The following is a 26,982-nucleotide window of genomic DNA, read 5'->3' on the forward strand; positions in this document are numbered from 1 at the left end:
CGGGCTCGGTTGGTGAACTTTCACAACGCGCCGCACACGTCCAGGGCCTCGTCGACAGAAGTGGTGCGCACGAGCGCGTCGAGGGCTCGTTGCTGCACGAACCCGGTGGAGCTCAGACCGTCGATCCACTGCATCAGGCCGTCGAAGTGCCCGAACGGATCGAGCATCACCATCGGCTTGCTGTGCATGCCCAGATAGCCGGCCGTCCACGTCTCGAACAGTTCTTCGAGCGTTCCGATGCCGCCGGGCAACGTGATGAACGCGTCGGCTCGGTCCTCCATGATCTTCTTCCGCTCACGCATCGTGTCGGTGACGATCAACTCGTCGGCATCGACGTCGGCGACCTCGCGGTGCACGAGCGCTTTCGGGATGACACCGACGGTGTTGCCTCCGGCTGCGCGTGTCGCCGCGGCCACCGCGCCCATCATCGAGACGTTGCCGCCGCCCGACACCAGCTGCCAACCACGTCGACCGATCTCGGTACCGACCTCACGCGCCAGATCGATGAACGACGCGTCGACCGGTCCCGATGCGCAGTAGACACACACGCTGATCCCCGAAACGCCGACCGGCTGCACGCTCACTGCTGGGCCTCCCGGACGATGCGGACGGCCTCGTCGACGCTGTCGGTGCAATGGATGAGGTCGAGGTCCTTCTCGGACACCTTGCCTTCTTTCACGAGAGTGGTCTTGATCCAGTCGAGCAATCCCGACCAGAAGTCCTTGCCCAGCAACACGATCGGGAATCGTGTGACCTTCGCGGTCTGCACGAGTGTGAGCGCCTCGAAGAGTTCGTCGAGAGTACCGAAGCCTCCGGGCAGGCACACGAACGCTTGGGAGTACTTGACGAACATGGTCTTGCGCACGAAGAAGTATCGAAAATTGACACCGAGATCGACCCAGTCGTTGAGGCCCTGCTCGAACGGCAGCTCGATGCCCAGTCCGATGGAGTACCCGTCGGCCTCGCTCGCGCCGCGGTTCGCGCCCTCCATCACACCGGGACCGCCGCCGGTGATCACGGCGAAGCCTTCACGCGCCAGGGCAGCTCCGAGTTCACGCGCCCGCTCGTATTCGGGATGGTCGACGGGTGTGCGCGCCGAACCGAACACCGTCACCGCTCGCGGCACCTCGGCCAGAGCACCGAAACCTTCGACGAATTCGCTCTGAATGCGCAGCACGCGCCAGGTGTCCGAGTGGATCCAATTGCCGGATCCGCGTTCGTCGAGCAATCGTTGGTCCGACGTGGACGTCTCGGTGTTTCGACCGCGGCGAAGTACGACGGATCCCTTGTGTTTGGCAGGCTTTTCGCTGCCGATCTGTTCGAAACCACTGGGACCCTCGACGCTGTTCATGGCGTTCAGGCTATCCGGCGGAGAGGTAGCTCCGTAGAACCTGTGTGACGTGGGTGATCTGTTCGACCGGGACGCGCTCGTTGCGCTTGTGGGCGAGGTTGGGATCGCCCGGTCCGTAGTTGACCGCGGGTATGCCGAGGGCCGAGAACCGGGAGACGTCGGTCCAGCCGTACTTGGCCCGGAACTGCCCTCCCGCTGCCTCGATGAGCGCAACGGCAGCAGGCTGGTTCAGACCGGGCAGCGCACCCGGTGACGAGTCGGTCACCTCGAACCCGAGATCGAGTCCGTCGACCACCTCACGAACATGCTCGACGGCCTCGTCGACACTGCGGTCCGGTGCGAAACGGAAATTGACGTCGAGCTCGGCGGCATCGGGGACCACATTGCCCGCCACCCCGCCCGCGATCCGAACTGCTTGCAGCCCTTCGCGATATACACATCCATCGATATCGACGCTGCGAGCGTGGTAGGCCGCCAGCCGATTGAGCACCGCACCGAACTTGTGAATGGCGTTGTCGCCCAACCAGGATCGGGCACTGTGCGCTCGGGTTCCCGACGCCGTCAGCCGAACACGCAGTGTGCCTTGGCAACCGGCTTCGATGAACCCGCCGGACGGTTCGCCCAGAATCGCGACGTCGGCGTTCAGCCATTCGGGTAGCTCACGTTCGATGCGACCGAGACCGTTGCGTGAGGCAGCAATCTCCTCGCAGTCGTAGAACACCAGAGTCAGGTCGTGTGCCGGGTTGTCGATCGTTGCGGCGAGGTGAAGAAACACCGCATCGCCCGACTTCATGTCGACGGTCCCGCAGCCGTGCAGGATGTCCCCCTCGGCGCTCTCGTGCTCGCGCCTCGACGGGACGTTGTCGGCTATCGGCACGGTGTCGAGATGACCGGCGAGCATCACCCGTGAACCCAGCCCGCGGTTGGTTCTGGCCAGGACGGCGTTGCCGCTCCGAATTATCTCGAAGCCCGTGGTCTGCTCGCGAAGTGCCTGCTCCACCTCGTCGGCGATACGCGCCTCGTCCTCACTGACACTGGGGATGTCCACCAGCGCTGCGGTGAGGTCTATCGGGTCGGCATGCAAATCGAGCGTCACGGCGACAACCCTAGGCTTTGGGCCCCGGAATCTCGCGGACCACGCCGTCGAAGCCTGCGCCGAACAATCTTCCGCTCGAAAACCCCTGCTCGGAGCGACCGTAGGAGACGACACTGGTCAACCGAGTGCCGGTACCGATCAAGCAGGTGACCCCCGGAGCATCGATGCGGACGACGGAACCGCCTGCATTGAGCGGTACCACCGGACGGCCGGCGGCGTCGAGAGTGAGACCGTCCGGGGCAGCCAACGAGTCGAGCCCCTTCAGATCGAGCAGGTCTTCCGGTGCCGACGGATTTGCAATCGGAATTCGACTGACGCCCGCGTTCACGAAAGTCCGAGAGACGTAGAGATATTTCCCAGCGGAATCGAGCACCGCGCCGTTGGCGCTCGGCAAGCGCGCCCAGCTCGGGTCGACAGAACCGTCGGGGCTGATGCGGCCGATGAGCGAACCGAAGTCGTTGGTAGCGTAGACGGTTCCGTCCGCAGCAACGGCGAGTCCGTTGGCTGCACTGAGTCCCTTCGCAAAGGGAGTGACGGCAAGGGTGTCGATGTCGAGTCGAACGATGCCGGCGGCCTTGACGACGTCTCCGACGAATACACGGGGATCGGCACCGTAGCCGACCAGGAGCGTCCCGTCGGGCATCCACGCCAGAGCTCCGCCGCCGCCGCTGGGAACCTTCGCAATGGGATACGCGGGCTGTCCAGGTGCGTCGATGCGGTACACCCGGCCCGAGACGATATCGGTGACATACGCGCGGCCCGACCCATCGACGGCAAGGCCCTCCAGCGCAGCCCCCGGAATTTTCGCGACCTCTGCCGACTTCCCACCGACTCCGGCGCAGTTGGGTGCGGCGGCTGCGGTACCGGAACCGGCTACCACACCGGTCACCGCCAGGAGTGTTGCAGCGACCACCGAGAATATCGAACGCATAGCTATTGACCTGCTCGAACTCATGGAATCCCCCGCCTACGGCGACCCCCTGTCAGCCGATGGGCATTTCTACCACGCCTCGGCGACAACCAAGCCGAAAGCGACTCCGAGAATGATGGTCGAAGCGAAGGTTGCCACCAACCCGGTGAACGACATCCCGTCGGCCATCATCGACACTGCTCCTCTTCCGAGCGAAATCCTGCGGGTGGTCATTGTCGTCACTCTGTCAGCCCACCGGCCCCGGGCCGGTCTCCGCGAATCCCGATGTGGTCACGCTCGTCAGTCGAACGGATAACGAACCGCCGTCGTGACCGAACCGGCGACGACCGCCGGTCGGTGTGCCCGGAAATCACCTGGGAACCTGCGGCGCCCAGTCACCGAACCACGCACGACGCACCACCGCGTATTCTTCGAGCCGTGAGTGCACAGGGAGCAACAGCAGTAGGTATTGCCAACATCACGACATCGGGCGTAGTTCTCGACACCTGGTTTCCGAGCCCGGAGCTCGGGTCGGGACTCGAGGCCGGCACGACTCGACTCGAAGGATCCGACATCCCCGCGGAGCTGGCCGCGCTGGTCGGTGCGGACGAGGCGCGCGGCGTCGAGGTCGTCGCAGTGCGCACCAACATCGCATCTCTGGACGATGCTCCGATCGACGCCCACGACGCGTACCTACGACTGCATCTGCTGTCGCATCGCCTGGTCGAGCCGCACGGTCAGAATCTCGACGGGCTGTTCGGACTGCTCGCCAACGTCGTCTGGACCAACTTCGGACCCGCAGCGGTCGAGGGCTTCGAGACTGTGCGTGCGAAGCTGCGTGCCCGCGGCCAGGTGACGGTGTACGGCGTAGACAAGTTCCCGCGTCTGGTCGATTACGTCGTTCCCACCGGCGTCCGCATCGCCGACGCCGACCGTGTGCGCCTCGGTGCTCATCTGGCCAGTGGAACGACGGTCATGCACGAGGGCTTCGTCAACTTCAATGCAGGCACGCTCGGTAACTCGATGGTCGAGGGACGCATCTCCGCGGGCGTCGTGGTGGGTGACGGTTCCGACGTGGGCGGCGGTGCGTCGATCATGGGCACGCTGTCCGGTGGCGGCAAGAACGTCATCTCCGTCGGCAAGAGCTGCTTGCTCGGTGCCAACTCCGGACTCGGCATTTCACTCGGTGACGACTGCGTCGTCGAGGCGGGGCTGTACATCACCGCCGGAACGAAGGTCAGTGGACCGGATGGAACTGTGGTGAAGGCGGCGACGCTGAGCGGCAAGTCCAACCTCCTGTTCCGTCGTAACTCGCTCTCGGGTGCGGTCGAGGTTGTGCCGTGGAAGGGCACCGGCGTCGAGCTGAACGCAGCGTTGCACGCCAACGACTGAGAGCCCGATCGACTCCAATCGATCAGTCGGACAATCTCTTCCAGCCCCGCACCGTGTTCTCGGTGCGGGGCTGGTGTGTTTGTGTGGGGCTGGATGTTTCGAGGGGTCAGGCGATGTGGGGGCCTGCTCGGGCGTGGGATGGTCTGGGTTGTCGGTAGGGGTCGACGGTGGCCGGGGGTACGAACCAGGGGTGCTGATCGGTGCCGATGAACACGTCCCAATCGGAGTGGTGGATGAGTCGGTGGTGGAATCCGCACAGGAGGACCAGGTTGTTCATGTCGGTGGGGCCGCCGTCGGCCCAGTGCCAGATGTGGTGACCTTCGGTCCAGGCGGCGGGTTTGCCGCAGCCGGGGAAGGCGCAGCCGTGATCGCGGGCGGTCAGTGCTCGTTTCTGTTTCGCGGTGACGGTGCGGGCGGTGCGGGCGAGGTTGAGTGGGTTGCCGTTCTCGTCCATGACGATGGCGGCGAGAAGGCAATCGCAGGCCAGTTGGCGAGAGGTGTTGCGGGAGAGCGGGCCCATCCACGGCAGCCAGCCGACGGTGGTGCCGTCGCCGAACAGGTCCCGATATGCACCGCGATCCGCAGTCACTGAACCGGCCTCGTTGTTGGTTTCTGCTGTGGTGTCGATGTCGACCGGGTCGACCAGGTCTGAGTCGGATTCTGCTGCAGCGCGGGTGGTTTCGTCGTCGGTGATGTCGTCACTGCTCTGGCCGTCCAGGCTCTGGAGGTCCTGCAACCGGATGTGGAGGTTGATGTGCGGTCTCTCGCCGCCTTCGGTGGGGCGATCCTTCGAGGCGAGGTAGTGGTCGAGGATCTGCCCGAATGCGTCGGCGCGTCGCCTCGCAGGACTGCGTTCGTCGGGGGTGCCGTCGGCTGCGGGCCGAGGTTCGGTCAGCGGTGAGAGTGCGGTGAAGAGCTTTTCTGCGGTGACGGCATCGAAGTCGGCCTTGAGGCACAGGCGTTGGTTGAGCATCTTCGATGCGAACAGTTCGTTGCGGTCGGTGTCTTCCGGGGGCGGCTTGTCGCTGCCGTAGGTGTCTTCGAGTTTGGTGATCGCTTCACGGATCTTGTCGGTGCGTGCACCGGGTCCGGTGGCGGCGGTGATCATCGCGGTGCGGGCGATATCGCGACCCTCTTGCGGGAGGTTCTTCGGTGGTGTTTCAGCGAAGGTGAGAATCAGGGCGGCGTGGTCGATGGTCATGCTGCCGGTGTTGACGGCGTCGGCGATGTCGGGGAAGTTCTTCATGCCGCGGGCGAGGGCGACGATCTTGGTGGCTTTGCTGGGGGTGAGGAGGGTGGTGGAGGTGAGCCAACCGGCGGGGCCGGGGAAGCCGAGCTTCTCCCGGCTCACGCGGGTGTCGATTTCAGCGACCAATGCGATCCGCCGGGCTTCCAGCAGTTGGATGTCATGAGAGACCGCGGCAGCGTCGGCGAGCAGTTCTGCTTCGCTCAGTTGCCAGATCTCCGTGGTCATAGGAAGAAGTGTATCGAACGTGTGTTCGATACGCAATGATGGTGCAATCGAAAACTATTGCTGTGCATAAGGATTCGTGAATTGCAACCTGTCGGTGGCCCATGGTAAGAGAAATGCCTAGAGCACAACGGTCCCTTGGTGATACAGGATTGTCCACTCCCCCGCGCGTCGCTGCCAGAGCGTCGCTCGCCGCGTAAGTCTGTCGACCTGCAGCAAGGTGTACGTCAGCAAGTACGTGTCCGGGGCAACCTCACGGACCTCGAAATCGCTGGTTTCCCAGTCGACGTCGTGGTCTCCTGACGGGTCCTGTCGATAGCGCTTCCCGAGAACGGCCCACACCTCGTCACGGTCGTATCGGGTACCGGACGCACCGACCTCCCAGAAATCGACATCGGTCAGACGATCGAAATCTTCACGCGTGATGCCGTACTCACGGCGGTGGAAAATGGGTTCACGCCGTTCGAGCTCCGCGAGCACGGATCGCACGTCGACCACCGGTCTGCCTGCGGCAGCGTCAGCCGATGGTTCCGAGCGAAGCCAGTGTCTTGACCACGGCGCGCGCGGCCTCGGCACCCTTGGTTTCGAGGTGCGCGGTGAAGAAGGCGTTGTGATCGGCGTGTTCGTGGAAGTGATGAGGAGTCAGAACCACCGAGAACACGGGGACGTCGGTGTCGAGCTGCACCCGCATCAGACCGTCGATCACCGCCGTTTCGACGAAGTCGTGTCGGTAGATTCCGCCGTCCACGACGAGCGCTGCGGCGACGATCGCCGCATACTTTCCGGTTCTGGCGAGACGCTGCGCGTGCAGCGGGATCTCGAATGCTCCGGGCACCTCGAAGACGTCGACCGCGGTGTCGGCATGGCCCAACTGCCCGAGTTCGGCGGAGAAACCCACCCGCGCACGATCGACGATGTCCAGGTGCCAGGCGGCATGGACGAAGGCAATGGATCCGGCGAGTGGAGTGGTCATGGATGCGATGCTAGCGGTATCGCTCGTCGAGCAAGTCGAGTGTTGCGCCATCGAATTCGCCGGAGAAATACTTCTGCAACACTTCGACGAAAACGGACTGTCCCTTGGTAGCTTCGGCGAAAAGCGTCATGGACGAGTGCAGCTTCAGATTGTCCGGGTAACCGAAGATCTCGTCGACCGTACTGCCCTCGATCGCAAGAGTGAGCTGCGCGGCTTTCTTCAGGCGTGGCCCGAGAACTTCGTGGGACAGGTACAGCTCGGCCTCGGTCAGGTCTGCGATGCCGAAGTGCTGAGCGGTGGCACTGCGGCCCAGGCCGGCCAACTGCGGAAACACGAACCACATCCAGTGCGTCTGCTTCCGGCCTGCCTTCAACTCCTTGACCACGACGTTCCAGACGGGATCCTGGGCGTCGACGAAGCGTTGCAGGTCGTATTCGGTCATACCGACAACTTAGCGACACAAGAGTGGAGCCCGCGGAATGCCCCGATGGCAGGAGTGGAGCCTGCGGAACGACTCGGACGGGTGGGAGTGGAGCCTGCGGAACGACCCGATGGCAAGAGTGGAGCCTGCGGAACGACCCGGTCAGGTGAATCCGCGGAGCAGGGTGTCGACCGTGGCGTCGAGCAGGTCATCGGCAGGCATGCCGTCGAGGAGGTCGCCGGCGGCGAGCACGGCGAGTCCGTGGACGCTCGCGAACGCGACGCGGGCGAGGACGGCAGGCGATGCTTCGGTGATGACTCCCGCGTCCATCGCAGCGCGCAACAAGGATTCCGTCGCCGCCATGCTTTCGTGCGCAACGTCTTTGAGTTGTTCGCTGGCCTCGGGGTGATGCTTGGTGCTGTACATGACGTCCAGTAGCTGTGGATGTTCGACGGCAAAGCCCAGGTAGGCGCGGGCGACACCACGAAACTTGGCCAGCAGCTCTCCCGGCCCGGTGGCCGCGTCGACCATTCGGCGATTCATTTCCTGAAAGCCGTGCAGCGCCAACGCATCCAGCAGTGCTTGCTTGTCGCGGAAGTGGCGCGCGGGGGCTGCGTGACTGACACCCACGTCTCGGGCCAACTGCCGCAGCGACAGCGCATCCACGCCGTCGCGGGCGATGCTCTGCTCGGCCTCCTCCAGGAGCACCGCGCGCAGATCACCGTGGTGGTAGCGCTCCGTTGCCATGGACTCACCCTAGGCGATGCTGGCGTTGACAACAATGCTGACAGTGCCTACATTTGCTCGCATGACATCCACAGCACTCATCACCGGGGCGAGCTCCGGCCTCGGCGAGGAATTCGCACATCGCTTTGCCGCACGCGGCGAGAACGTCGTCCTCGTGGCACGACGGGCGGACCGACTCGAGACACTTGCCCGCCGCATCGAAGCAGACCATGGCGTCACCGCGACCGCCGTCGCCATGGACCTGGGCGTGCCGGGCATCGGCGAGTCACTACGAAAGGCGTTGGCCGACAAAGGGGTAACACCCACCACGCTGGTCAACAATGCAGGATTCGGGACCCACGGGCGCTTTCGCGACGAGGATCCGGCGCGGGTGGCGTCGGAAATCGCATTGAACGTCAGCGCGCTGGTGGATCTGACACATGCGTTTCTGCCGAATCTGACCGGCGCGTTGATCAACATCGCGAGTACCGCTGCGTATCAGCCCACTCCGAACATGGCGGTATACGGGGCGACGAAGGCGTTCGTACTGAACTTCACCGAGGCGCTCGCCTACGAGTACCGCACGTCACCGCTGAAGATCCTCGCTCTCTCCCCCGGCCCGACGCGCACCGAGTTCTTCGACGTCGTCGGATCCGAGGATGCCGCAGTGGGCAACTTCCAGACCTCCGAGCAGGTGGTCTCGACGGCCATGCGCGCCTTGGACTCTCGCCGTACCCCTGCCAGCGTCGTGTCCGGTCTTTCCAACAAGATCAGCGCCGGCAGTGTGCGTCTCGCGCCACGATCGTTGGCCGCGATAATCAGCGGTCGCCTACTGAAGGCCTGACCCCTAACCCCGCGGTCGACGCGAATCGATCACTCCCGTGTCGAATCCGGCCAAGTGCAGCCCGCCGTGGAAGCGGGCGTGTTCGATCTTGAGGCACCGGTCCATGACGACGTTCAGTCCCGCCGCCTCGGCGTCGTGGGCAACCTGCTCGTGCCACAACCCGAGCTGCAACCAGATCGTCTTCGCCTGCGCAGCAATGGTTTCGCTCAATACATCCGGGAGATCGTCGTACTTGCGAAAGACGTCGACCAGGTCCGGACTTTTCGGTAGATCCGCGAGAGTCGGATAGACGGTCGTTCCTTCGATGTCCGAGACCGTCGGATTGACGAGAAATATTTCGTAGTTGCTTGTCGAGGACAGATACCGATTGACGAAATAGCTTGCTCGCGACGGGTTCTTGGACGCACCGACGATCGCGACGGTTTTCGTCTCACGCAGGATCCGCTGACGGTCCTGAGCGGAGGGTCCCTGCCAGGTTCGTTCGCTCATGACCGCGCCTTCCCGGTTGCCAGCGTCAAGGCCTGATCGAGATCCCACAGCAGGTCCTCGCCGTCTTCGAGGCCGACACTGATCCGAATGAGTTCGGGCCCCACCCCCGCGCCGGCCAGTTGATCATCGCTGAGCTGTCGGTGGGTGGTGCTGGCCGGGTGGATGACCAGGGTGCGTACGTCGCCGATGTTCGCGACGTGACTGGCCACCTGGACGCTCTCGACGAACGTTCGGCCGGCGTCGCGACCACCTTCGATGCCGAATGCGAACACCGCGCCCGGACCCGAGGGCAGATATTTCGCGGCGCGGTCGTGGTGCGAATGACTCTGCAAACCAGCCCATCTCACGTACTCGATGCGTGGGTCCGACTCGAGCCACTCGGCGACGACGCGCGCATTGGCCACGTGCGCGTCCATGCGCTGCGGCAACGTCTCGACGCCCTGGATCAGCGTGAAGGCAGAGTGCGGAGCCAGTGCTGCACCGATGTCGCGCAGTTGCTCACTGCGCAATTTGGTGAGAAATCCGTACTCCCCGAAGTTGCCCCACCACGACAGGCCCCCGTACGAGGCCACCGGCTCGGTCATCTGCGGGAACTTGCCTCGGCCCCAATCGAATCGACCGGACTCCACCACGACGCCGCCGAGCGTGGAGCCGTGACCGCCGAGAAACTTCGTTGCCGAGTGAATGACGATGTCGGCTCCGAACTCGATCGGCCGGCTCAACCACGGTGTCGCCATAGTCGCGTCGACCACCAGCGGGATCCCATGGTCGTGCGCGACCGCGGCGAGACCCTCGAGATCGGCGATCTCACCGGAGGGGTTACCGATGACCTCCGCGTAAATCAACTTGGTCGAATCTGTTACCGCCGCCGCATAATCGGCCGGGTCCGTGCCGGGAACGAAGGTGGTCTCGACGCCGAAGCGCCGCAGTGTGACGTCGAGTTGCGTCACGGTTCCGCCGTAGAGTCCGGCTGCCGCGACGATGTGATCACCGGTGCCGGCCAGCGCGGCGAACACCGCGAACTCGGCCGCGAGCCCGCTGGCGAACGCGACCGCCCCGATGCCGCCTTCGAGGCTCGCGATGCGCTCCTCGAAGGCAGCGACCGTCGGGTTACCGATGCGGCTGTAGACGTTGCCGTACTTCTGCAGAGCGAACAGATCCCCTGCGTCAGCAGAATCCTCGAACACGTAGCTCGCCGTTTGATAGATCGGCACCGCACGCGAACCGGTTGCCGAGTCGGGCCGCGCGCCGGCGTGAATTGCTCTGGTACGCAGGCCGAATGTTCGCTCGCTCATGACGTTAGGCCGTTTCGAGGACGGTGTGGATCGGCGTGGGGTTACGCGTGAGATCCAGTACCGGGCAGTGATCGTCCACGGCCTGCTGCAATTCCTCGTACCGCTCACGGGTCTCGGGCCCGGTGACCGTCACGACGACGCGCACCTCACCGAATCCCGGCCGCACGTCGTCGTCGAACCCGAAGAAGCCACGTACGTCGAGGTCGCCCTCGGCCTTCGCCTTGATGTCGTCGACGACGATACCGAGCTTCTCGGCCCAGACGCGGTAGGTGACCACCTGGCAGGACAGCAGCGACGCGAGGTAGTACTCCACGGGATTGGCGGCCGTGTTCTCTCCACCGAGGGCCGGCGGCTCGTCGACCTCGACGCTGAACTTGCCGAGTGTGACGGTGCTGGCGACGGCATCGTGCGCGGTGGCGGAGGCACGGAATACAGCGTGAGCGTTCTTCGCGTCCGCGCGTACTGCGTCGTCGGTGGCAGCGATGACGCCGCCGAGATGGGAGACAGATGTGGTCATGAGTGATCCTGTTCGTCGAAAAAGGTTGCCGGAACGACCCGAGGAGCGCGTGGAGCTCGTCGGGGCTGGGTTCGATCGACAGTTACGAACAGGAAGAAGTGCAGACCAGGCACAGATCGATGGTGCGACGACGCACGAGCCTTCTGCCCGCGTCGGTCACATGTGTCTCGGTCACGGTGCCGACAATAGCCTAAGAGAACTGGTCTGCGCCGACGTCGGTTTCGTCGTCGGTGATCGCGGCGACGATCCGTGCTGCTACCGCCTCCGGCGTCAGGCCCTGCGGAAGTTTCGGTGCCTGCCCGGCGATCGGCCGCGTCGCCAGCCCCGTCTCGGTGTGCGGAGGGCGCACGTCGACGATACGGATCTTCGACTTCCGTGCCTCTGTGCGAACACTTTTCAGCAGCGCACTCGCCGCGGCCTTGCTCGCCGAGTAGGCACCCATGTTGGGCATCGGCTTGTCTGCGACCACCGCACTGATGTTGAGCACGAATCCACCCTGATCCAGAGTGGTCAGCGCTTCACGCATGATGCGCAGCGGTGCCAGGTAGTTGAGCAGCAGCAGCTCGTCGACGGTGTCGTCGTCGACCTCGGTGACCGGACCGAACGCCACCACACCGGCCGCGATCACGATCCCGTCGAGACCGCCGTGGTGTTCGACGGCCTCCGCGACTACCGATCGAGCCGAATCCGGCAGCGTCAGATCGGCATTGACCGCGTGCTGCTCCGAGGACTCGAGGCTGCGTCCGCTGACGGTCAGCCGCGCGCCGGCCTGGGCGAGTTGCTCGACGATCGGGCCGCCGAGTCCGCCACTGGCACCGAATACGAGAATGCGTGCGCCGTCGAGGTTCATGACTCGAAGCTAGCGCGTTTCTCCCGACCCGCGCTCACAACGCGGAGTCAGCCGAGGAGCTTCTTCTGCACCTTGCCCATCGCATTGCGCGGCAGCGAGTCGACGACGCGAATCTCCCGGGGCCGCTTGTGGATCGACAATTCGGTGGCCACCAGGTCGATGAGCACTCGGTCCTCGACCTCGGTACCGACGACGAACGCCACGATGCGTTGACCCAGATCGTCGTCCGGCAGGCCGACGACGGCCACCTCGTCCACGCTCGGGTGCCCCAGCAGCACGGTCTCGATCTCCCCCGCGCCGACGCGATAGCCGCCGGACTTGATCAGGTCGGTCGAGGCTCGCCCGACGATGCGGTGGAACCCGTCGGGCTCGATGAGCGCGACGTCTCCGGTGTCGAACCACCCGTCCTCGGTGTAGGTCTTCGCCGTCGCCTCGGGGTTGTTCAGGTAGCCGTCGAACAGCATGGGGCAGCGGATCTGCAATGCGCCGATGGATTCGCCGTCGTGCGGCAGGATGTCGCCCTTCTCGCCCAGCAGTCGGGTTTCGACGCCTGCGACGGGCAGTCCCACCGATCCCGGTCGACGTTCACCGTCGGCGCGGGTGCTGATGGTGATGAGGGTTTCGCTCATGCCGTACCGCTCGATCGGAGCCTGACCGGTGAACTCACGCAGCTTCTCGAACACCGGAACCGGGAGCGGCGCACTGCCGGACACCAATAGTCGGGCGTGGGCCAGGGCGCGGGCGGACGTCTCATCCGCGGCGACGCGCGACCATACGGTCGGCACCCCGAAATACAGAGAACCCCGCGCTGCCGCATAGAGCTCGGGAGTCGGTTTGCCGGTGTGGATCAACGGGCTTCCGACTCGCAGTGGGCCGAGCAACCCGAGAATCAGTCCGTGCACGTGAAACAGCGGAAGACCGTGCACCAGAGTGTCTTTCCACGTCCAGCTCCAGGCCTGCGCCAACGCGTCGAGCCCGGCCGCGATGGCGCTGCGAGAAATCAGCACACCTTTCGGTGGGCCTGTGGTGCCGGAGGTGTAGAGCACGAACGCGATCGACGACGGCTGCGGCTCGGGGTAGCTGTGCCACGACCGTGCGTGCTGACGCACCGGCAGAACCGTCAGACCTGCGGTGTCCGGCGGCGCTTCGCCGAGCCACGCCTGCGCACCCGAATCACGGAGGATGTGCTCACGTTCGGCCGAGCCTGCATCCGGTGGGACGGGAACAACGGTGACGCCGGCAATCAACGCACCGACGACGGCGAGCACCGTTTTCACCGATGGCGTCGCGTGAATGGCGAGCCGATCTGCCCGGCCGATGCGCTCGGCTACGGAAGTCGCCGCTCCCAGGATGTCGGCACGAGAGAGCGAGATGCCGTCGATGGTGACGGCGTCGGGAATATCGTCTCCCCGCGCAACGGCGAGTGGGTTCAGTGAACGAAGCAGCACATGGCTACCGTACAGACATGGACGTGGACGGAATCGACACCGGCGACTACGCCGAGTACATGACGGTCGCCGCCGGTGACCTGCAGGCGGGTGTCTATCTGATCGGAACCGACGCCGAACAGGACGTCGATTCCGAAGACGACCTCGACCTGGACCTCGAGGACGAGGACTCCGACGACGAGGACATCGACCTCGCGCACGTCAGTGACGGGGCGCCGCGACTGGTCTACTCGGTGCAGTCCGACGATTTCTGGACGCGAGTGGAGTTGGCCGACCTCCGAGCGACTCAGCTCTACGAGGAGGCGCACGCGCGCAACCCCGAGGTCAACGCCGAACCGAAGCGGTTCACCACCGTCGAAGCCTTCGGCAGCAACGAATTGGTCTACATCCTGCGCATCAGGCGCGGCGGATGGGACGTCGGCGAGCCGGACCTCGACTGACGGCCCACCGCAACTAGGCCGAAGACGCCACCGTTCCGATTCCGAGGGCGACGAGGAATCCAGCGCTGATGCGGTCCAGCCAGTCGGTCACGGCCGGTTTACGCAGCAGCGTCACAGCGCGTGAGGCGAGAACGGAGAACACTCCCATCACCACGGCCGCGACAACCACCTCGACCAGCCCGAGCGTCATGGCACCGGTGAACGTGACCACAGTGAGGAACTGCGGCACCACCGCTAGGTAGAACAGTCCGACCTTCGGGTTGAGCGCGCACGAGAGAACTCCGGCACCGAACGCCGACCATGCGGATGCCGCCACCGGGACCAACGGCTCGCCTGCCACCTTGTTCTTCCGGCGGGCTCGAAAAGCCTTCACGCCCAGATACAGCAGGTACAACCCACCCAGAACTTTGACGACGCGGTATGCCGTCGCGGATTGCTCGACGATCGCCGCCAACCCGACGGCCACCAGCACGGCCCAGAACAGTCCGCCGATCGCGACACCCATCGCTGCAGCGACACCTGGCTTGAGGCCGCCGATGCTGTAGCGAAGCACCAGAAACGAATCCGGCCCGGGCAGAATCGCCAGCAGAAAGCACACACCGGCGAAGCTGAGCAGCAGGCTGAGGGTCATGGGTACATGAGAACACCCGATCCGACCAGGGGCCAACTGAGCTCAGTGTCCACAATTCACATCGAGAAGCGGGATCCCGTTCGCTATGCCGAATAGTGGACACTCAGCGCACCTCGAGCCCACACGCTTCAGCGGCGTCAGCGGGGCCGAAGCCAACTGAGGTGAGTGTCCACAATTCACATCGAGAAGCGGGATCCCGTCGATCAAGCCGAATTGTGGACACTCAGCGCACCAACACTCAGCGCATCAGGAAGCTCGGCTAACCGCGCAGGCGAGCCGCCGCAGCCTCGATGCGTTCGTCCGTCGCAGTCAGTGCGATGCGGACGTGTTTGCCACCGTTCGGTCCGTAGAACTCTCCCGGTGCGGCGAGGATCCCGCGTTCGGCGAGCCAGTCGACGGTGTCGCGGCACGGCTCGTCGCGGGTGGCCCACAGGTAGAGCCCGGCCTCCGAGTGGTCGACGCGGAATCCGGCTGCCTCGACGGCAGACTTCAAAGTCGTTCGCCGGGCGCGGTATCGCTCTCGCTGGATGTTCTCGTGCTCGTCGTCGGCCAGAGCCGCGGTCATGGCGGCCTGAATGGGGAGCGGCACCATCATCCCTGCGTGCTTGCGAACCTCGAGCAATTCGGCGATCAGGGAAGCGTCGCCGGTGACGAAACCGGCGCGGTAGCTGGCCAGATTCGAGGTCTTCGAGAGTGAGTGCACTGCTAAGAGATTGGTGTGATCGCCGTCGCAGACGCGAGGATCGAGCACCGAGACTGCGTCGGCTTCCCAGGTCAGACCCAGGTAGCACTCGTCGGAGACGACGATGGCGTCGCGCTCGCGGGCCCACTCGACGACTTTGCGCAGGTGCTCGACTCCGAGCACCTTGCCGGTCGGGTTCGACGGCGAGTTGACGAAGATCAGCGAGGCGCGTTCAGGGCCGAGACGATTCAGTCCGTCTGCACGAAGAATTCGTGCGCCGGCGAGCAGCGCACCCACTTCGTATGTGGGATATGCCAGTTCGGGGATGACGACCAGATCATCGGCACCCAGACCCAGCAGACTCGGCAACCAGGCGATCATTTCTTTGGTGCCGATGGCAGGAAGCACCGCGTCGGTCGAGATACCGGTGATCGAGTAGCGACGTTCGAGCGACGCTACCGCGGCCTCCCGCAGCGCGGCGGTACCGACGGTCGTCGGGTAACCGGGCTCGTCGGCCACCGAGTTCAACGCGACCCGAATCACCTCGGCGACCGGGTCGACGGGCGTGCCGACCGACAGATTCACGATGCCGTCCGGGTGCGCCGACGCCTTCTCCTTGGCAGCGGTCAGCGAGTCCCACGGAAAGTCGGGCAGCGTCGCTGCCACCGCTCTGCGTGCCAAGGCGTCAGTTCTCGCCCATGGGAGGCAGAGCCTTGATGAACGGCGGGTCGTAGTCGGTCTTGCCGAGTTTCGCTGCGCCACCCGGAGATCCGAGATCGTCGAAGAAATCGACGTTGGCGCTGACGTATGCACTCCACTGCTCGGGCACGTCGTCTTCGTAGAAGATGGCCTCGACGGGGCACACGGGTTCGCAGGCTCCGCAGTCGACGCATTCGTCGGGGTGGATGTACAGCATTCGGTTACCCTCGTAGATGCAATCCACCGGGCACTCTTCGATGCACGCTTTGTCCAGTACATCTACGCACGGTTCTGCAATCGAGTAGGTCACTGCTGCTCTCCCCTCCTTGTATAGATCGTGGGCGCTCTCGCGCCCTCAGCATCCTAGTATCGCGGTCCGAACCTGGGACAATCCGACCAGGGTGACCTCACCTGCTCCGGCCTGCTATCGCCGGAGCTGCTTCGCGGGCTGGGCCACCGAAGCCGACGCCGTCTTGTGGGCGGCGAGCCACTTGCGTCCCTGCTTGGCAGCGCGCGACAGTGCGCCCCGCTCACCGAGATATCCGGCGACGCCACCGACGAGCGGGATGGCTCCGAGTACCCGATAGAACCCGCGTGGATGCGGGCGCTTCTCCAACTCGCCTGCCACGTCACGCAGCACGTTGGCGATCTGCCACATTCCGCGCAGCAGTGCGAACGGGCCGGATTTCGGCGATTCTTCCTTCTTCGCAGGAGCACTGTCGGCCAAGGACGTCAGGTCACGCTTGCACAGCACCGACCCGAGCAGCGCCACGTGCGTCTCGCGGTCGGTCACTCCGGATTCGCGAGCCACGGCGACGAGCACCATCGCCTGGTTGGCGAACCCGAGCAGGTCCTGGATCGGCAGACGGTTGACCAGGATGCCGAAGACGCCGGGGAAGGCGACGGCAACAGTGTTGAGAGCTCCGATGCGATTGACCCACCACTGCGAACGAGCATCACTGTCGAGCTTCTCCCAGCCGGCGGTGCCCGGGAAGTCGGTGGTGTCGAACGCCTTGGCCAGGAAGTCGATGACGTTGTCGAGAGTCGAATCGTCCGCGGAGGACTCGCGGAACGTCCGTCCTTTCAGTCCGATCGGGTCACGCGTGGCCAGGATGTCGAGCACGGGATGAATGATGGCGACGGCACTGCTCAGTACCGCGGCGACTCGACGGTCGTCCATGTCGGGCAAACTCCGTTTCGGGTAAAGACCTGTAGGTCAGATCAGGCCGGCGACCGACACCGCCGGTGCCGGGCCGTACGTGGTGGTGCGCTGACGAACCGGTCGTCCGATGCCGTCGGCGATCTCGTGCAGTTCCGCGACGGTCTTCTCCGAACCGTTCTGCGAACCCGCCATGCGCGAGATCGTCTCTTCCATCAGGGTCCCGCCCAGATCGTTCGCGCCTCCGTTCAGCATCGCCTGTGTACCCGTGATTCCCAATTTCACCCATGACGTCTGAATGTTGTCGATACGGCCGTGCAGCATGATCCTGGCCAGGGCATGTACCGCGCGGTTGTCGCGGTTGGTCGGGCCGGGCCGCGAGGCACCCGCCAGATACAGCGGCGACGACTGGTGCACGAACGGCAGCGGCACGAACTCGGTGAACCCGCACGTCTTGTCCTGGATCTTCTTGAGTACGTTCAGATGCCCGACCCAGTGCGACGGATTGTCGACGTGCCCGTACATCATCGTCGAGCTCGATCGCAGGCCCACCTCGTGCGCGGTGGTGATCACTTCGATCCATTCGGCTGCGGGGAGCTTGCCCTTGGTGAGCACCCACCGCACCTCGTCGTCGAGGATCTCCGCGGCGGTACCCGGAATCGAGTCCAGGCCGGCTGCCCGCAGCTCGGTGAGCCACTCGCGGATCGACTGGCCGCCGCGAGAGGCCCCGTTGACGATCTCCATCGGCGAGAACGCGTGCACGTGCATCGACGGCACTTTCGCCTTGACCGCACGGACCAGATCGGCGTATCCCGTCACCGGCAGTTCGGGGTCGATGCCGCCCTGCATGCACACCTCGGTGGCCCCGACGACGTGCGCTTCCCACGCACGGTCGGCGACTTCGGTGGTGGACAGTGTGAACGCGTCGGCGTCGCCCTTGCGCTGCGCGAACGCGCAGAAACGGCATCCGGTGTAGCAGATGTTGGTGAAGTTGATGTTCCGGTTCACCACGTAGGTGACGGTGTCCCCGTTGACCTGCTTACGCAGATCGTCGGCGAGCGCGGCAACGGCGTCCATGCCGGGGCCTTCGGCCGTCGCCAGTGCGAGGTACTGCTCGTCCGACAGACCGGCCGGGTCCTTCTCCGCTGCTGTCAATGCCGACACCAGGTCGCGGTCGACTCGTTCGAGACCGGCCAGATCGCGCACCTGCTCACGAATGGAATCCCAGTCGCCGAACGCATTCGCCAGATCCGAGCGCGTCTCGGTGTTGCGGCCCTGGGTGTCGATCTCGGTGTTCAGATCCACCCGTCCCGAAGACTCCCATTCCTCGTCCGGCTCCTGCCACGGCAGACCGGTCGGGTTGACGCCCTCGCGTGCCATCCCGGTCTCCGGGTCGGCCACCGCCCGCACGTGTGCCGAGATTCGCGGGTCGATCCACGGTGCACCGGCCAACACGTACTGCGGCTGCGCGGCAGTGCGTTCCACGAGCGTGTAACCGGCGGCCGCCGACAACTCGGCAAGAGTGTCGAGGTTCGGCCACGGCCGCTCGGGATTGACGTGGTCGGGAGTCAGCGGCGAGACACCGCCCCAATCGTCGACGCCTGCGCCGAGCAACGCTGCGGTCTCCTCCGCTGCGACGAGGTTCGGCGGGGCTTGAATTCGCATCGACGGACCGACCACCATGCGCGTCACCGCGATGGTCGCCAGGAATTCTTCGAGACCGGCATCGGGCACCGACCGCATCGCGGTATCGGACTTGGCCAGGAAGTTCTGCACGATGATCTCTTGCACATGACCGAAAGACTTGTGCACCTTACGAATTGCCATGATGGACTCGGCCCTGTCCCGCAACGTCTCACCGATGCCGACGAGGATGCCCGTCGTGAAGGGAATGTTGAGCCGGCCCGCGTCGGTCAGCGTGCGCAGCCGAACCTCGGGATCCTTGTCGGGACTGCCGTAATGGGCCTGCCCCTTCTCCTCGAACAGCCGACGCGACGTCGTCTCGAGCATCATGCCCATCGAGGGGGCCACCGGCTTGAGGCGCGAGAGTTCCTGCCACGACATCACTCCGGGATTGAGGTGCGGCAGCAGGCCGGTCTCCTCGAGCACCCTGATCGACATCGCGCGCACGTAGTCCAGAGTCGAATCGTAGCCGCGCGAGTCCAGCCACGCCTTGGCCTCGGGCCACCGCTCCTCCGGCCTGTCGCCGAGCGTGAACAGCGCCTCCTTGCAGCCCAACTCGGCCCCCTTGCGGGCGACGTCGATGATCTCGTCGGGATCCATGAACATCCCGTGCCCGGCCGCATTGAGCTTGCCCGGCACCGTGACGAACGTGCAGTAGTGGCACTTGTCGCGGCACAACCGCGTGATGGGCACGAACACCTTGCGTGAATACGACACGGTCTTGGGACGGCCCGCCGACTCCAACCCGGCATCGCGAACCCGGGACGCCGACGTCATCAGATCCACCAGGTCGTCACCGCGAGCGTGCAGCAAGACGGTTGCCTCGTCGACGTTCAGCGACACCCCGTCGCGGGCGCGACGCAGGACGCGGCGCATGGCGGAGGCGGCTGGAGCGGTATCAGGCTGCGAAGTCACCAGTCGATCATGCGCCTTCTTGGTACGCACGTGCCACCCGCGGGTGGGCCTGCGGCCCTTGTGCGCGTTTTGCGTACCTGGAAGGGCACAAAACGCGCACGACGGGGCAGCGCTAGGTTTGTACCGTGACAACGATGACAGACCCACAGTGGCAGCCTTCTCCCCGTGCGCGTCTGCTCTGGACCCTGAGCGCCGGACTGCTGTGGCTACCGGTGTTCATCGCTCAGATCGTCTGGTTTTTCGTCGACTCGAACCGGACGTCGTGGCTGCACGTCACCGTCCTCGTCGTATCGGTCGTGCTGACCGCACTGCACCTCGCGATCGTGCCGCAGTGGCGCTACCGGGTGCACCGCTGGGAGATCAGCGATACCGCCGTGTACACCCGCACCGGTTGGCTCAGCCAAGAACGACGCATCGCCCCCATCTCGCGGGTGCAGACCGTCGACACCGAGCGCGGACCACTCGATCGCCTGCTCGGGTTGGCGACGGTCACCGTGACGACGGCATCGTCGGCGGGCGCGGTGAAGATCACCGCACTCGATCAGGCCGTTGCGGACGAGACCGTCACGCGACTGACCGATATCGCCGGCCGCACCGTCGGAGATGCCACATGACCGATCAGGCGGAGTTGCTGGCAGTCGAAGAGGAGCAGCCGTGGTTGCGCCTGGACAAGCGAATGTTGTTGGTGCATCCGGTGAACGAGGGCATCAAGATCCTGCCGGTACTGCTGATCTCGTTCTTCGTCGGCAGTCAGAGCGGTAATCACTACTGGAGTCTGGGCATCCTCGCGGTCGTCGTCGTGTTCGCGATTGCGCGCTGGTTCACCACCAGCTACCGGATCGGGCCGGTGCACGTACAACTGCGCACCGGCGTACTGCAGAAGAAAGTACTGTCCATTCCGCGCAACAGGATTCGGTCGGTCGACGTGGAAGCGAATGTACTGCACCGGGTGCTCGGCCTGTCCATTCTCCGCATCGGGACCGGACAGCAGGCGGGCAAAGGCGAGGCTTTCGAGCTCAACGCCCTCGACACGTCACTGGTGCCGGAGCTTCGCGGCGAACTGCTGCAGCGAGTGTCGGGCCGAACAACGCCGAGCGACGGAATGCCCGTTGCCGCAGCCGATCCCGGGGTCGAGATTGCACACTGGCAATTCTCGTGGGTGCGGTTCGCGCCGTTCTCCATCACCGGCATCGTCACCATCGCCGCGGCAGTGGGCGTGCTGTTCCAGTACGGCATCGGACAAACGTTGGCGGAGACGTCGGTGGTCTCGAACAGCGTCGAATCGGCGCAACGGTTCGGCATCGCCCTGTTCGTCGTCCTCGCACTGATTGTGCTCCTCGTGGTGTCCAGCATCTTCGCCTGCGTTCGATACCTGATCACCTACGGCAACCTGACCGTCACCGACCAGGGCCGCACGTTGCACGTCAGCCACGGGCTGCTCCGCACCCGTCAGTCGACCCTCGACCGCAAGAGACTGCGCGGCACTTCTCTGTCGCTGCCTCTACTACTGAGGTCGGTCGGCGGGGCCCGACTCGACGCCATCATGACCGGAGTGAGCGCCGAGAAGAAGGAATCGTCGCTACTGCTTCCCCAGGCTCCGCGGGCCGAGGCGCTGCGCATGATGACCACGGTGCTCGGCGATGCAGGCATGCACGGCAATGCCGACCGCCCGCTTCTGCAGCACGGACCTGCCGCGCGGCGACGCCGCTACACCCGGGCGGTTCTACCGCTGCTCGTCGTCGCGGCCGGACTGGGAATTGCGCAGTCTCTCGGCGCACCGATCCCGATCCTCGCCTGGATCGCCGTGGCCGTGCTGTTCGTGGCCGCCGTCGGACTCGCTCACGACCGCTACCGCGGCCTCGGGCACGCCGTCCTGCCCGGCTGGCTGATCACCCAGCACGGATCGCTCGACCGCACCCGGCACAGCCTCGAAGCCGGCGGCATCATCGGTTGGACGGTGCGGCAGACGTTCTTCCAACGTCGCGCCGGCGTGGGCACCGTCGTGGCAGCGACACCGGCGGGCGTCGGACGCTACGAGGTGGTCGACATACCCATCGAGAACGCGTGGGCCATGATCGACGCCGTCACACCGGGTGCCGGGGACGTCTGGCTTCGACGCAGCACGTAAAGACGCAGCACGTGAAGACGCAGCCGGTAAAGAAGGAGCCGATGAAGAAGGAGCGCCCGCAGACCATTGCGCAGCTCGACCTGGCGGTGTCCCAGTGTCGCGCCTGTCCACGGCTGGTGCAGTGGCGCGAACAGGTCGCTGCCGAGAAGCGCGCCGCGTTTGCCAACGAAACGTATTGGGGGCGAGCCGTTCCCAGTTTCGGCCCGGCCGATGCGTCGATGTTGATCGTCGGACTCGCCCCGGCCGCCCACGGCGGCAATCGCACCGGTCGGATGTTCACCGGGGACCGCAGCGGAGACGTGCTCTACCGAGCCATGCATGCCGTCGGGCTCGCCAGCCAACCGACCGCGACGCACATCGGCGACGGGCTGACGCTCAACGGAGTTCGTATTGCAGCCCCCGTGCACTGCGCTCCGCCGCAGAACAAGCCGACTCCCGCCGAGCGCGATCGGTGTCGCCCCTGGCTCGACGACGAATTGCGCTTGCTGCGTCCGCGACTGAAGTCGATTCTCGTGCTCGGGGCGTTCGGTTGGCAGTCGCTGCTACCGATTCTCGCCGCGAACGGGTGGGAAATACCCAGGCCTGCACCGAAATTCGGTCACGGCGTGCAGCTCGATCTGGGCTCGATCACCGTGTTCGCCAGCTACCACGTCAGTCAGCGAAACACATTCACCGGACTGCTGACTCCGACGATGATCGAGGACGTGCTCCGGAATGCGGGTCGGCACGCACGCTTGCTGTGATGGCTTTCATTCTGAACATGAACAGCAGCACACCCGCCGGCCCGGCACCGGCCACGATGAGCAGCATCGTGCGCCAGTCGGCCAGCAGCAGAACATCGTTGCCGGGGCCGCCGAACATGCACAGCACTACTGCGACGAACCATCCGAGCAGCGGCGACGCCACCCAGATCGGCCGTTCGGCGACCTTACGCGCGGCCAGAACCAGAGCGACGTTCGCGATGCCCCCGAGCAACGCGCTGATGGGAAACTGCACCGACCCCACGTAGGTCGGGAGAAAGAAGACCGACAGGATTCCGGACAGGAAGCCGTCGAACACCAGTACTGCGACCGTCGCCCACGACACCAGGGCGACAGTATTGGATGCGGCCTTCGAGATCATGCGCCCAATACTGCCTTGGCCCGGGTCGTTTCAGTGCACCGCATTCGAAAACCGGGCATCGCATTCGAAAAACCGGGCACCGGCACTCAGGAAACCGGCGGATAGCCCAGCGAGGTGAGCAAGTTGCTCGCACCCATGGCGATCTGGCCCAGAACGTACTGGTACAGATCTGCCTGTGCGCCGAACTGCGGCTTGAGAGAATCGACGAACGCGACGATTGCGTCCTGCACTACCCAGTTGTACATATGTGTTCCGCCCCTGTTGTCATGAGATCAGTGATTCGGAACACAGCCTAGTACGCCCGCGAACAAGTCGTTCTCCCTGCCCGCCCCGTCGGCGCCGAGCACGCCCCGCACGAGTACGTACTGCTCGTCGAGCAGGATCGGCTGAACGATGTCGTTGGAGAGTGCGTACTCGGCACCCGAGGGCGCAACCGTCACCTGAGTTGCGTGCGCACGCAACGCGTCGGTCTTCGCGTCGAGCACACCGCGGACATCGATGCTGGTGGTGATCATGTCCTCGGCCACACTCGGCAACTCACCGTCGAGGGGCATGCGCCACCCCTCGGGGATATCGGCGATCGCCCGTAGTCCCGCGTCCAGCTGATCGCGGCCGGTGACGGTCCAGTAGAACTTCGCTACCTCCCACGGACCTCCGGCCGCGGGATGGGCGTCCGTTCCACAGACCTCGACCGCCTCGGTCACCAGGGAGTGGACCTGCTGATGATCGGGGTGTCCGTAGCCACCCTCGGGGTCGTAACCGACGACGACCTGAGGCCTGAGTTCGCGGATCACCGACACGAGCGCCCCGAGCGCCTCCTGCCGGTCTGCGTTGACGAAGGCGCGCGGTTTGAGAGCAGCCGGGGTTCCGGCCATTCCAGAATCTCGCCAGCGGCCGGCACCACCGAGAAAGCGGGGCGGGTTGCAGCCCAACGCCGCGAGTGCGCGATGCAGTTCCAGAATTCGGTAGCCACCGAGCTGATCGGCTCGGTCGACCACGAGATCGGCCCACGTATCGCCGATCACCTCACCCTCTTCACCGAGCGAGCACGTGAGCACGGTGACGTCGACGCCCGCGCGCACGTAATGGGCGATGGTCCCGCCGGTGGTGATGCTCTCGTCGTCCGGGTGCGCATGGACCAGCAGCAACCGCTGCGGCTGCGTCATCGCTTGTTCTGTCACAACCTGCTCTGTCACAACCTGTTCCGTCATGCCTCGTCGCTCGCTACTCGCTGTGTCATCGTTGTCTCGGTCTCTGGGTCGGGCAGCCGTTCATCGCTCGCCGAGCATTCGCGCCACATCCGGTAACGACTGCGCTGTCACATCGGCAGGGACGAAATGGTCGGGATAAGGACGGTTCTCGCGATCGAGCCACGCCGTCGACAGGCCTGCCCGGTGCGCACCGTCGATATCCCAGGGGTGCACGGCCACCAGCATCGCGTCGCCGGGTTCGACACCGCACTGCTCCAACGCGTAGCGGTAGGCATCGGCGTGCGGCTTCCACCGTCCGGCGTCCTCGACCGACAGCAGCAACTCGAAAGCACTCCGCACGCCGGCTCGTTCGAGCAGAGACTGCGCGAGCGACGCGGACCCGTTACTGAGGGTGATCATCCGAATGCCAAGCGCTGCAAGCGCATTCACTCCGGCTACCACATCGGGATGCACCTCGAGCTCGGCGAAACCGGCCATGATGTGGTCCACAGCATCGTCCAACCGGCGATCGATCGCAGCATCGGACAGCAACGCCTCGAGCACACCGGAACCGACCTCGGCGAACGGCCGAGCGGTACCTACGACCGCGAGCGCGAACCCGTCCCGCAGCACTCCCGCGAACCACGTCGGGAACAGGTGCTCGGGCGCTCCGACGTCGGCGAATCGCGCCGCCATGGGAGCCATGTCGGACAGGGTCTCGTTCACGTCGAAGATGATCACCCGAGGCAAGCGCACGGTGCTCACCGGACCGTCCGGATCCACTTCGCGGCATCGGCGAAGATGCCGACCTCGACCGGCCCGGTCAACGAGACGCCGGTGATACCCGGCACCGCAGCCACCACGGACTGGTCCTGCATGATCGGCAGCGTCGACGCCAGAGACCACAGCTTGGGCTCGATCTCCTCGGCAACGATCGTCGCATCGACGCCGGTTACCAGGGCGCGGTCGATCGTCGGCTGTAATTCCGGAACACACAGGCCGGACAGATTGCGCGGGGCGTCCACGCTGCCGCTGCTCCCCGGAGCCGGCTCGACAACACAGCCGAAGCGCGAGGCCAGGGCCGTTGCCGGGTCCACGCCCGCACTGGTCCACCCGACCACGGCGTCGACGCCGCCGTCGGTCAGCGCCGTCGAGTACAACTCGTCCGCGGGCAGCGGAGTGACGGTCGCGTCGATACCCGCACTGACGAGCTCGTCCGCGGCGGTGCCGGCCACGGCCAGTGCGATGTCGTCGTTCTCGACGGCACCGATGACGAATCGCAGCGCTGTACCGCCGGCGTCTGCAAGTCGGGGTACTCCGGGAGCCGGCGCACTCGTGGTCGGCGCGCTGGTGGTCGGCGGCGCAGCAGAGGTCGTGGATGCGCCCGCGCTCGGCGTCGAGGTCATGATCGCGTCGGGTGTCGGAACGAAGCCGGCGCGGCGAAGCAGGTCGAGGGCCGCGGTTCTGCCGATCGGGGCGGGTGCGGTCGCGGTGTAGCCGGGGTCCGACGGCGACGACAACTGGGCCGCGGCTCGGCGATCCGTCGCCCCTCCGCCGGCCCCGACCGTGGCCAGCAGGTTCGGGTCCAGCAGACCCATGATCCCCTGCCGCACAAGCAGATCCGACATATTCGGTGCCCGGCCGTTCACGGTCATCGACAACACTCGCGATTGGTGGATCGTGTCGGTGCGGACCCCGGGGATTGCCGAGAGTTGCGCGCGCGTCGCAGACCCACCCCGAACCTGTGCGATCTGAGCGTCACTCGACCGCAACGAATCGGCCAACTGTGCGGGGGTGCCTCCGCGCCGAATCAGGATCTGGTCGGGCGAGGCGGGTTGGTCCCAGAAGCGATCGTTTCGTTCCAGCAGAATCTCGTCCCGGCCCTGGTCGACGGTCTTGATGTTGAACCGCGAACCGGAGACCGGCACGTTGTCGGTGAGACCACCCTCGAAGCCGCCGGGCGAATCCTTGAGCAGGTGCGAGGGCACGAGGTCGGCGAACAATCGCTGCCACGCCGGATACGGCGACTCGAGGGTGACGTCGACGGTCTTGCCGCCGCCCGAAGAGGCAACATCGCTGATCAGTGCGTAGCCGGCCGGATCGACGACGCCCGGCTGCGTGATCATCTGCTGCCAGAGGTACCGGAAGTCCTCGGCCGCAATCGGTGCACTGTCGGACCACTGGGCCTCGTTGCGTAGCTGGTACCGGATGGTGAACGGAGACTGAGACGTCACTTCGGCGGAGATCAACAGCGACAGGTCCGGCTCCCACGTGGTCACGCCGGTGTCGGGGTTCAGGGTGGGACGAAACGGGCTGGGCAGCACGAGCGAACTGACCGCGGCGGTAGCGGGCGACTGGTCGGCCAGCAGGTGTGGGTTGAACCCGATGCCCACGTCGTCGATCGCCACGACAACGGGGTCGCCGGTCTTCGACGGCACGGTCGTCGTGGTGACCGGAGTTTCGACGCTCTCGATCGGTGGCGGTGGATCCGCGGTGCATGCGGTGAGTACCAGGGCAGTGGCGGAGGCCAGAACCACCGGCATCAGTACG

Annotated in this window: 31 protein-coding genes; 6 read left to right on the forward strand and 25 right to left on the reverse strand. The window is 65.1% G+C overall.

The window, feature by feature from the left end:
- Positions 1–20: 20 nt before the first annotated feature.
- The 5 genes from K414_RS0122935 to K414_RS29220 all read right to left on the reverse strand — a co-directional run bounded on the left by K414_RS0122935 (position 21) and on the right by K414_RS29220 (position 3,591).
- The gene (locus tag K414_RS0122935; protein WP_230074810.1) at positions 21–584 is read right to left on the reverse strand and encodes a TIGR00730 family Rossman fold protein; all 564 of its coding nucleotides are present in this window, start codon (positions 582–584) and stop codon (positions 21–23) included.
- Complete coding sequence (locus K414_RS0122940) at positions 581–1,351, reverse strand: TIGR00730 family Rossman fold protein (protein ID WP_051365252.1); 771 nt, start codon at positions 1,349–1,351, stop codon at positions 581–583. The genes K414_RS0122935 and K414_RS0122940 overlap by 4 nt, the downstream gene beginning before the upstream one ends.
- Positions 1,352–1,361: 10 nt before the next feature.
- Positions 1,362–2,447 carry a succinyl-diaminopimelate desuccinylase gene (dapE, locus tag K414_RS0122945; RefSeq protein WP_027498062.1) on the reverse strand — a complete coding sequence of 362 codons (1,086 nt, stop codon included), beginning with the start codon at positions 2,445–2,447 and terminating at the stop codon, positions 1,362–1,364.
- 10 nt (positions 2,448–2,457) lie between these two features.
- Positions 2,458–3,378, reverse strand: a complete 921-nt coding sequence (locus tag K414_RS0122950) for an SMP-30/gluconolactonase/LRE family protein (protein WP_230592918.1) — start codon at positions 3,376–3,378, stop codon at positions 2,458–2,460.
- Between the two features lie 69 nt (positions 3,379–3,447).
- The gene (locus K414_RS29220; protein WP_155288421.1) at positions 3,448–3,591 is read right to left on the reverse strand and encodes a hypothetical protein; all 144 of its coding nucleotides are present in this window, start codon (positions 3,589–3,591) and stop codon (positions 3,448–3,450) included.
- A 204-nt stretch (positions 3,592–3,795) separates the two neighbouring features.
- Between K414_RS29220 and dapD the strand changes: the two genes are divergently transcribed.
- Positions 3,796–4,749: a 2,3,4,5-tetrahydropyridine-2,6-dicarboxylate N-succinyltransferase gene (gene dapD, locus K414_RS0122960; RefSeq protein WP_027498065.1), complete on the forward strand. Its 954-nt coding sequence runs from the start codon at positions 3,796–3,798 to the stop codon at positions 4,747–4,749.
- Between the two features lie 106 nt (positions 4,750–4,855).
- Here the strand turns inward: dapD and K414_RS0122965 are convergent, their stop codons facing one another.
- The 5 genes from K414_RS0122965 to K414_RS0122985 all read right to left on the reverse strand — a co-directional run bounded on the left by K414_RS0122965 (position 4,856) and on the right by K414_RS0122985 (position 8,361).
- On the reverse strand, positions 4,856–6,223 hold the full coding sequence (locus tag K414_RS0122965) for an HNH endonuclease signature motif containing protein (protein WP_051365253.1): 1,368 nt from the start codon (positions 6,221–6,223) through the stop codon (positions 4,856–4,858).
- Between the two features lie 117 nt (positions 6,224–6,340).
- On the reverse strand, positions 6,341–6,709 hold the full coding sequence (locus tag K414_RS0122970) for a DUF4440 domain-containing protein (RefSeq protein ID WP_237606342.1): 369 nt from the start codon (positions 6,707–6,709) through the stop codon (positions 6,341–6,343).
- Between the two features lie 28 nt (positions 6,710–6,737).
- Positions 6,738–7,193 carry a 6,7-dimethyl-8-ribityllumazine synthase gene (locus K414_RS0122975; RefSeq protein ID WP_027498068.1) on the reverse strand — a complete coding sequence of 152 codons (456 nt, stop codon included), beginning with the start codon at positions 7,191–7,193 and terminating at the stop codon, positions 6,738–6,740.
- Positions 7,194–7,203: 10 nt separating this feature from the next.
- Positions 7,204–7,635, reverse strand: coding sequence for a DUF1810 domain-containing protein (locus K414_RS0122980; protein ID WP_027498069.1), 432 nt, complete (start codon positions 7,633–7,635; stop codon positions 7,204–7,206).
- Between the two features lie 141 nt (positions 7,636–7,776).
- Positions 7,777–8,361: a TetR/AcrR family transcriptional regulator gene (locus K414_RS0122985; protein ID WP_027498070.1), complete on the reverse strand. Its 585-nt coding sequence runs from the start codon at positions 8,359–8,361 to the stop codon at positions 7,777–7,779.
- A gap of 61 nt (positions 8,362–8,422) precedes the next feature.
- On the opposite strand from K414_RS0122985, the gene K414_RS0122990 reads away from it, so the two are divergent.
- A complete protein-coding gene (locus K414_RS0122990) occupies positions 8,423–9,184 on the forward strand; it encodes an SDR family oxidoreductase (RefSeq protein WP_037219506.1) in 762 nt (253 codons plus the stop codon).
- A 3-nt stretch (positions 9,185–9,187) separates the two neighbouring features.
- On the opposite strand, the gene K414_RS0122995 is transcribed toward K414_RS0122990, so the two are convergent.
- The 5 genes from K414_RS0122995 to K414_RS0123015 form a co-directional block, all read right to left on the reverse strand.
- Positions 9,188–9,673 (reverse strand): CoA-binding protein, encoded by a 486-nt coding sequence (locus tag K414_RS0122995; RefSeq protein WP_027498072.1) that lies wholly within the window; start codon positions 9,671–9,673, stop codon positions 9,188–9,190.
- Positions 9,670–10,968 (reverse strand): O-acetylhomoserine aminocarboxypropyltransferase/cysteine synthase family protein, encoded by a 1,299-nt coding sequence (locus tag K414_RS0123000; RefSeq protein WP_027498073.1) that lies wholly within the window; start codon positions 10,966–10,968, stop codon positions 9,670–9,672. The genes K414_RS0122995 and K414_RS0123000 overlap by 4 nt, the downstream gene beginning before the upstream one ends.
- A 4-nt stretch (positions 10,969–10,972) precedes the next feature.
- A complete protein-coding gene (locus K414_RS0123005) occupies positions 10,973–11,485 on the reverse strand; it encodes an OsmC family protein (protein ID WP_027498074.1) in 513 nt (170 codons plus the stop codon).
- Between the two features lie 190 nt (positions 11,486–11,675).
- Positions 11,676–12,335, reverse strand: a complete 660-nt coding sequence (locus K414_RS0123010; RefSeq protein WP_027498075.1) for an SDR family oxidoreductase — start codon at positions 12,333–12,335, stop codon at positions 11,676–11,678.
- 47 nt (positions 12,336–12,382) lie between these two features.
- On the reverse strand, positions 12,383–13,783 hold the full coding sequence (locus K414_RS0123015) for an acyl-CoA synthetase (RefSeq protein WP_027498076.1): 1,401 nt from the start codon (positions 13,781–13,783) through the stop codon (positions 12,383–12,385).
- 17 nt (positions 13,784–13,800) lie between these two features.
- Here K414_RS0123015 and K414_RS0123020 point away from each other — a divergent pair, with 17 nt between their 5' ends.
- Positions 13,801–14,223, forward strand: coding sequence for a hypothetical protein (locus K414_RS0123020; RefSeq protein WP_027498077.1), 423 nt, complete (start codon positions 13,801–13,803; stop codon positions 14,221–14,223).
- 13 nt (positions 14,224–14,236) lie between these two features.
- Here the strand turns inward: K414_RS0123020 and K414_RS0123025 are convergent, their stop codons facing one another.
- From K414_RS0123025 to K414_RS0123045, 5 genes are all read right to left on the reverse strand, one after another.
- Positions 14,237–14,854 (reverse strand): LysE family translocator, encoded by a 618-nt coding sequence (locus K414_RS0123025; RefSeq protein ID WP_027498078.1) that lies wholly within the window; start codon positions 14,852–14,854, stop codon positions 14,237–14,239.
- A 259-nt stretch (positions 14,855–15,113) separates the two neighbouring features.
- On the reverse strand, positions 15,114–16,217 hold the full coding sequence (dapC, locus tag K414_RS0123030) for a succinyldiaminopimelate transaminase (RefSeq protein ID WP_032390334.1): 1,104 nt from the start codon (positions 16,215–16,217) through the stop codon (positions 15,114–15,116).
- A 4-nt stretch (positions 16,218–16,221) separates the two neighbouring features.
- The gene (fdxA, locus tag K414_RS0123035) at positions 16,222–16,545 is read right to left on the reverse strand and encodes a ferredoxin (protein ID WP_027498080.1); all 324 of its coding nucleotides are present in this window, start codon (positions 16,543–16,545) and stop codon (positions 16,222–16,224) included.
- Between the two features lie 114 nt (positions 16,546–16,659).
- Positions 16,660–17,415 (reverse strand): hypothetical protein, encoded by a 756-nt coding sequence (locus tag K414_RS0123040; RefSeq protein WP_027498081.1) that lies wholly within the window; start codon positions 17,413–17,415, stop codon positions 16,660–16,662.
- A gap of 36 nt (positions 17,416–17,451) precedes the next feature.
- Positions 17,452–19,992, reverse strand: a complete 2,541-nt coding sequence (locus K414_RS0123045) for a bifunctional FO biosynthesis protein CofGH (RefSeq protein ID WP_272913804.1) — start codon at positions 19,990–19,992, stop codon at positions 17,452–17,454.
- A 134-nt stretch (positions 19,993–20,126) separates the two neighbouring features.
- On the opposite strand from K414_RS0123045, the gene K414_RS0123050 reads away from it, so the two are divergent.
- Genes K414_RS0123050 through K414_RS0123060 form a run of 3 tightly spaced genes read left to right on the forward strand, consistent with a single transcriptional unit; the run spans position 20,127 to position 22,863 of the window.
- The gene (locus tag K414_RS0123050) at positions 20,127–20,606 is read left to right on the forward strand and encodes a PH domain-containing protein (protein ID WP_032369653.1); all 480 of its coding nucleotides are present in this window, start codon (positions 20,127–20,129) and stop codon (positions 20,604–20,606) included.
- Positions 20,603–22,120, forward strand: a complete 1,518-nt coding sequence (locus K414_RS0123055; RefSeq protein WP_027498084.1) for a PH domain-containing protein — start codon at positions 20,603–20,605, stop codon at positions 22,118–22,120. The genes K414_RS0123050 and K414_RS0123055 overlap by 4 nt, the downstream gene beginning before the upstream one ends.
- Positions 22,121–22,161: 41 nt before the next feature.
- Positions 22,162–22,863, forward strand: a complete 702-nt coding sequence (locus K414_RS0123060) for a uracil-DNA glycosylase (RefSeq protein ID WP_027498085.1) — start codon at positions 22,162–22,164, stop codon at positions 22,861–22,863.
- Here the strand turns inward: K414_RS0123060 and K414_RS0123065 are convergent.
- From K414_RS0123065 to K414_RS0123085, 5 genes are all read right to left on the reverse strand, one after another.
- Entirely contained in the window at positions 22,790–23,242 is a 453-nt protein-coding gene (locus tag K414_RS0123065) for a hypothetical protein (protein ID WP_027498086.1), read from the reverse strand. The two genes, K414_RS0123060 and K414_RS0123065, sit on opposite strands and share 74 nt — an antisense overlap.
- Positions 23,243–23,328: 86 nt before the next feature.
- Complete coding sequence (locus K414_RS29475) at positions 23,329–23,487, reverse strand: hypothetical protein (RefSeq protein ID WP_008714214.1); 159 nt, start codon at positions 23,485–23,487, stop codon at positions 23,329–23,331.
- Between the two features lie 27 nt (positions 23,488–23,514).
- Positions 23,515–24,408 carry an N-acetyl-1-D-myo-inositol-2-amino-2-deoxy-alpha-D-glucopyranoside deacetylase gene (gene mshB, locus K414_RS0123075; protein WP_032369864.1) on the reverse strand — a complete coding sequence of 298 codons (894 nt, stop codon included), beginning with the start codon at positions 24,406–24,408 and terminating at the stop codon, positions 23,515–23,517.
- Positions 24,409–24,513: 105 nt separating this feature from the next.
- Positions 24,514–25,197, reverse strand: coding sequence for a haloacid dehalogenase type II (locus tag K414_RS0123080; protein ID WP_032369865.1), 684 nt, complete (start codon positions 25,195–25,197; stop codon positions 24,514–24,516).
- Positions 25,194–26,975: an ABC transporter family substrate-binding protein gene (locus tag K414_RS0123085; RefSeq protein WP_027498089.1), complete on the reverse strand. Its 1,782-nt coding sequence runs from the start codon at positions 26,973–26,975 to the stop codon at positions 25,194–25,196. Before K414_RS0123085 ends, K414_RS0123080 begins: the two co-directional genes overlap by 4 nt.
- Between the last annotated feature and the right edge of the window lie 7 nt (positions 26,976–26,982).

Origin of the sequence: Rhodococcus sp. JG-3 (assembly GCF_000482405.1) — a bacterium.
GTDB lineage: Bacteria > Actinomycetota > Actinomycetes > Mycobacteriales > Mycobacteriaceae > Rhodococcoides > Rhodococcoides fascians.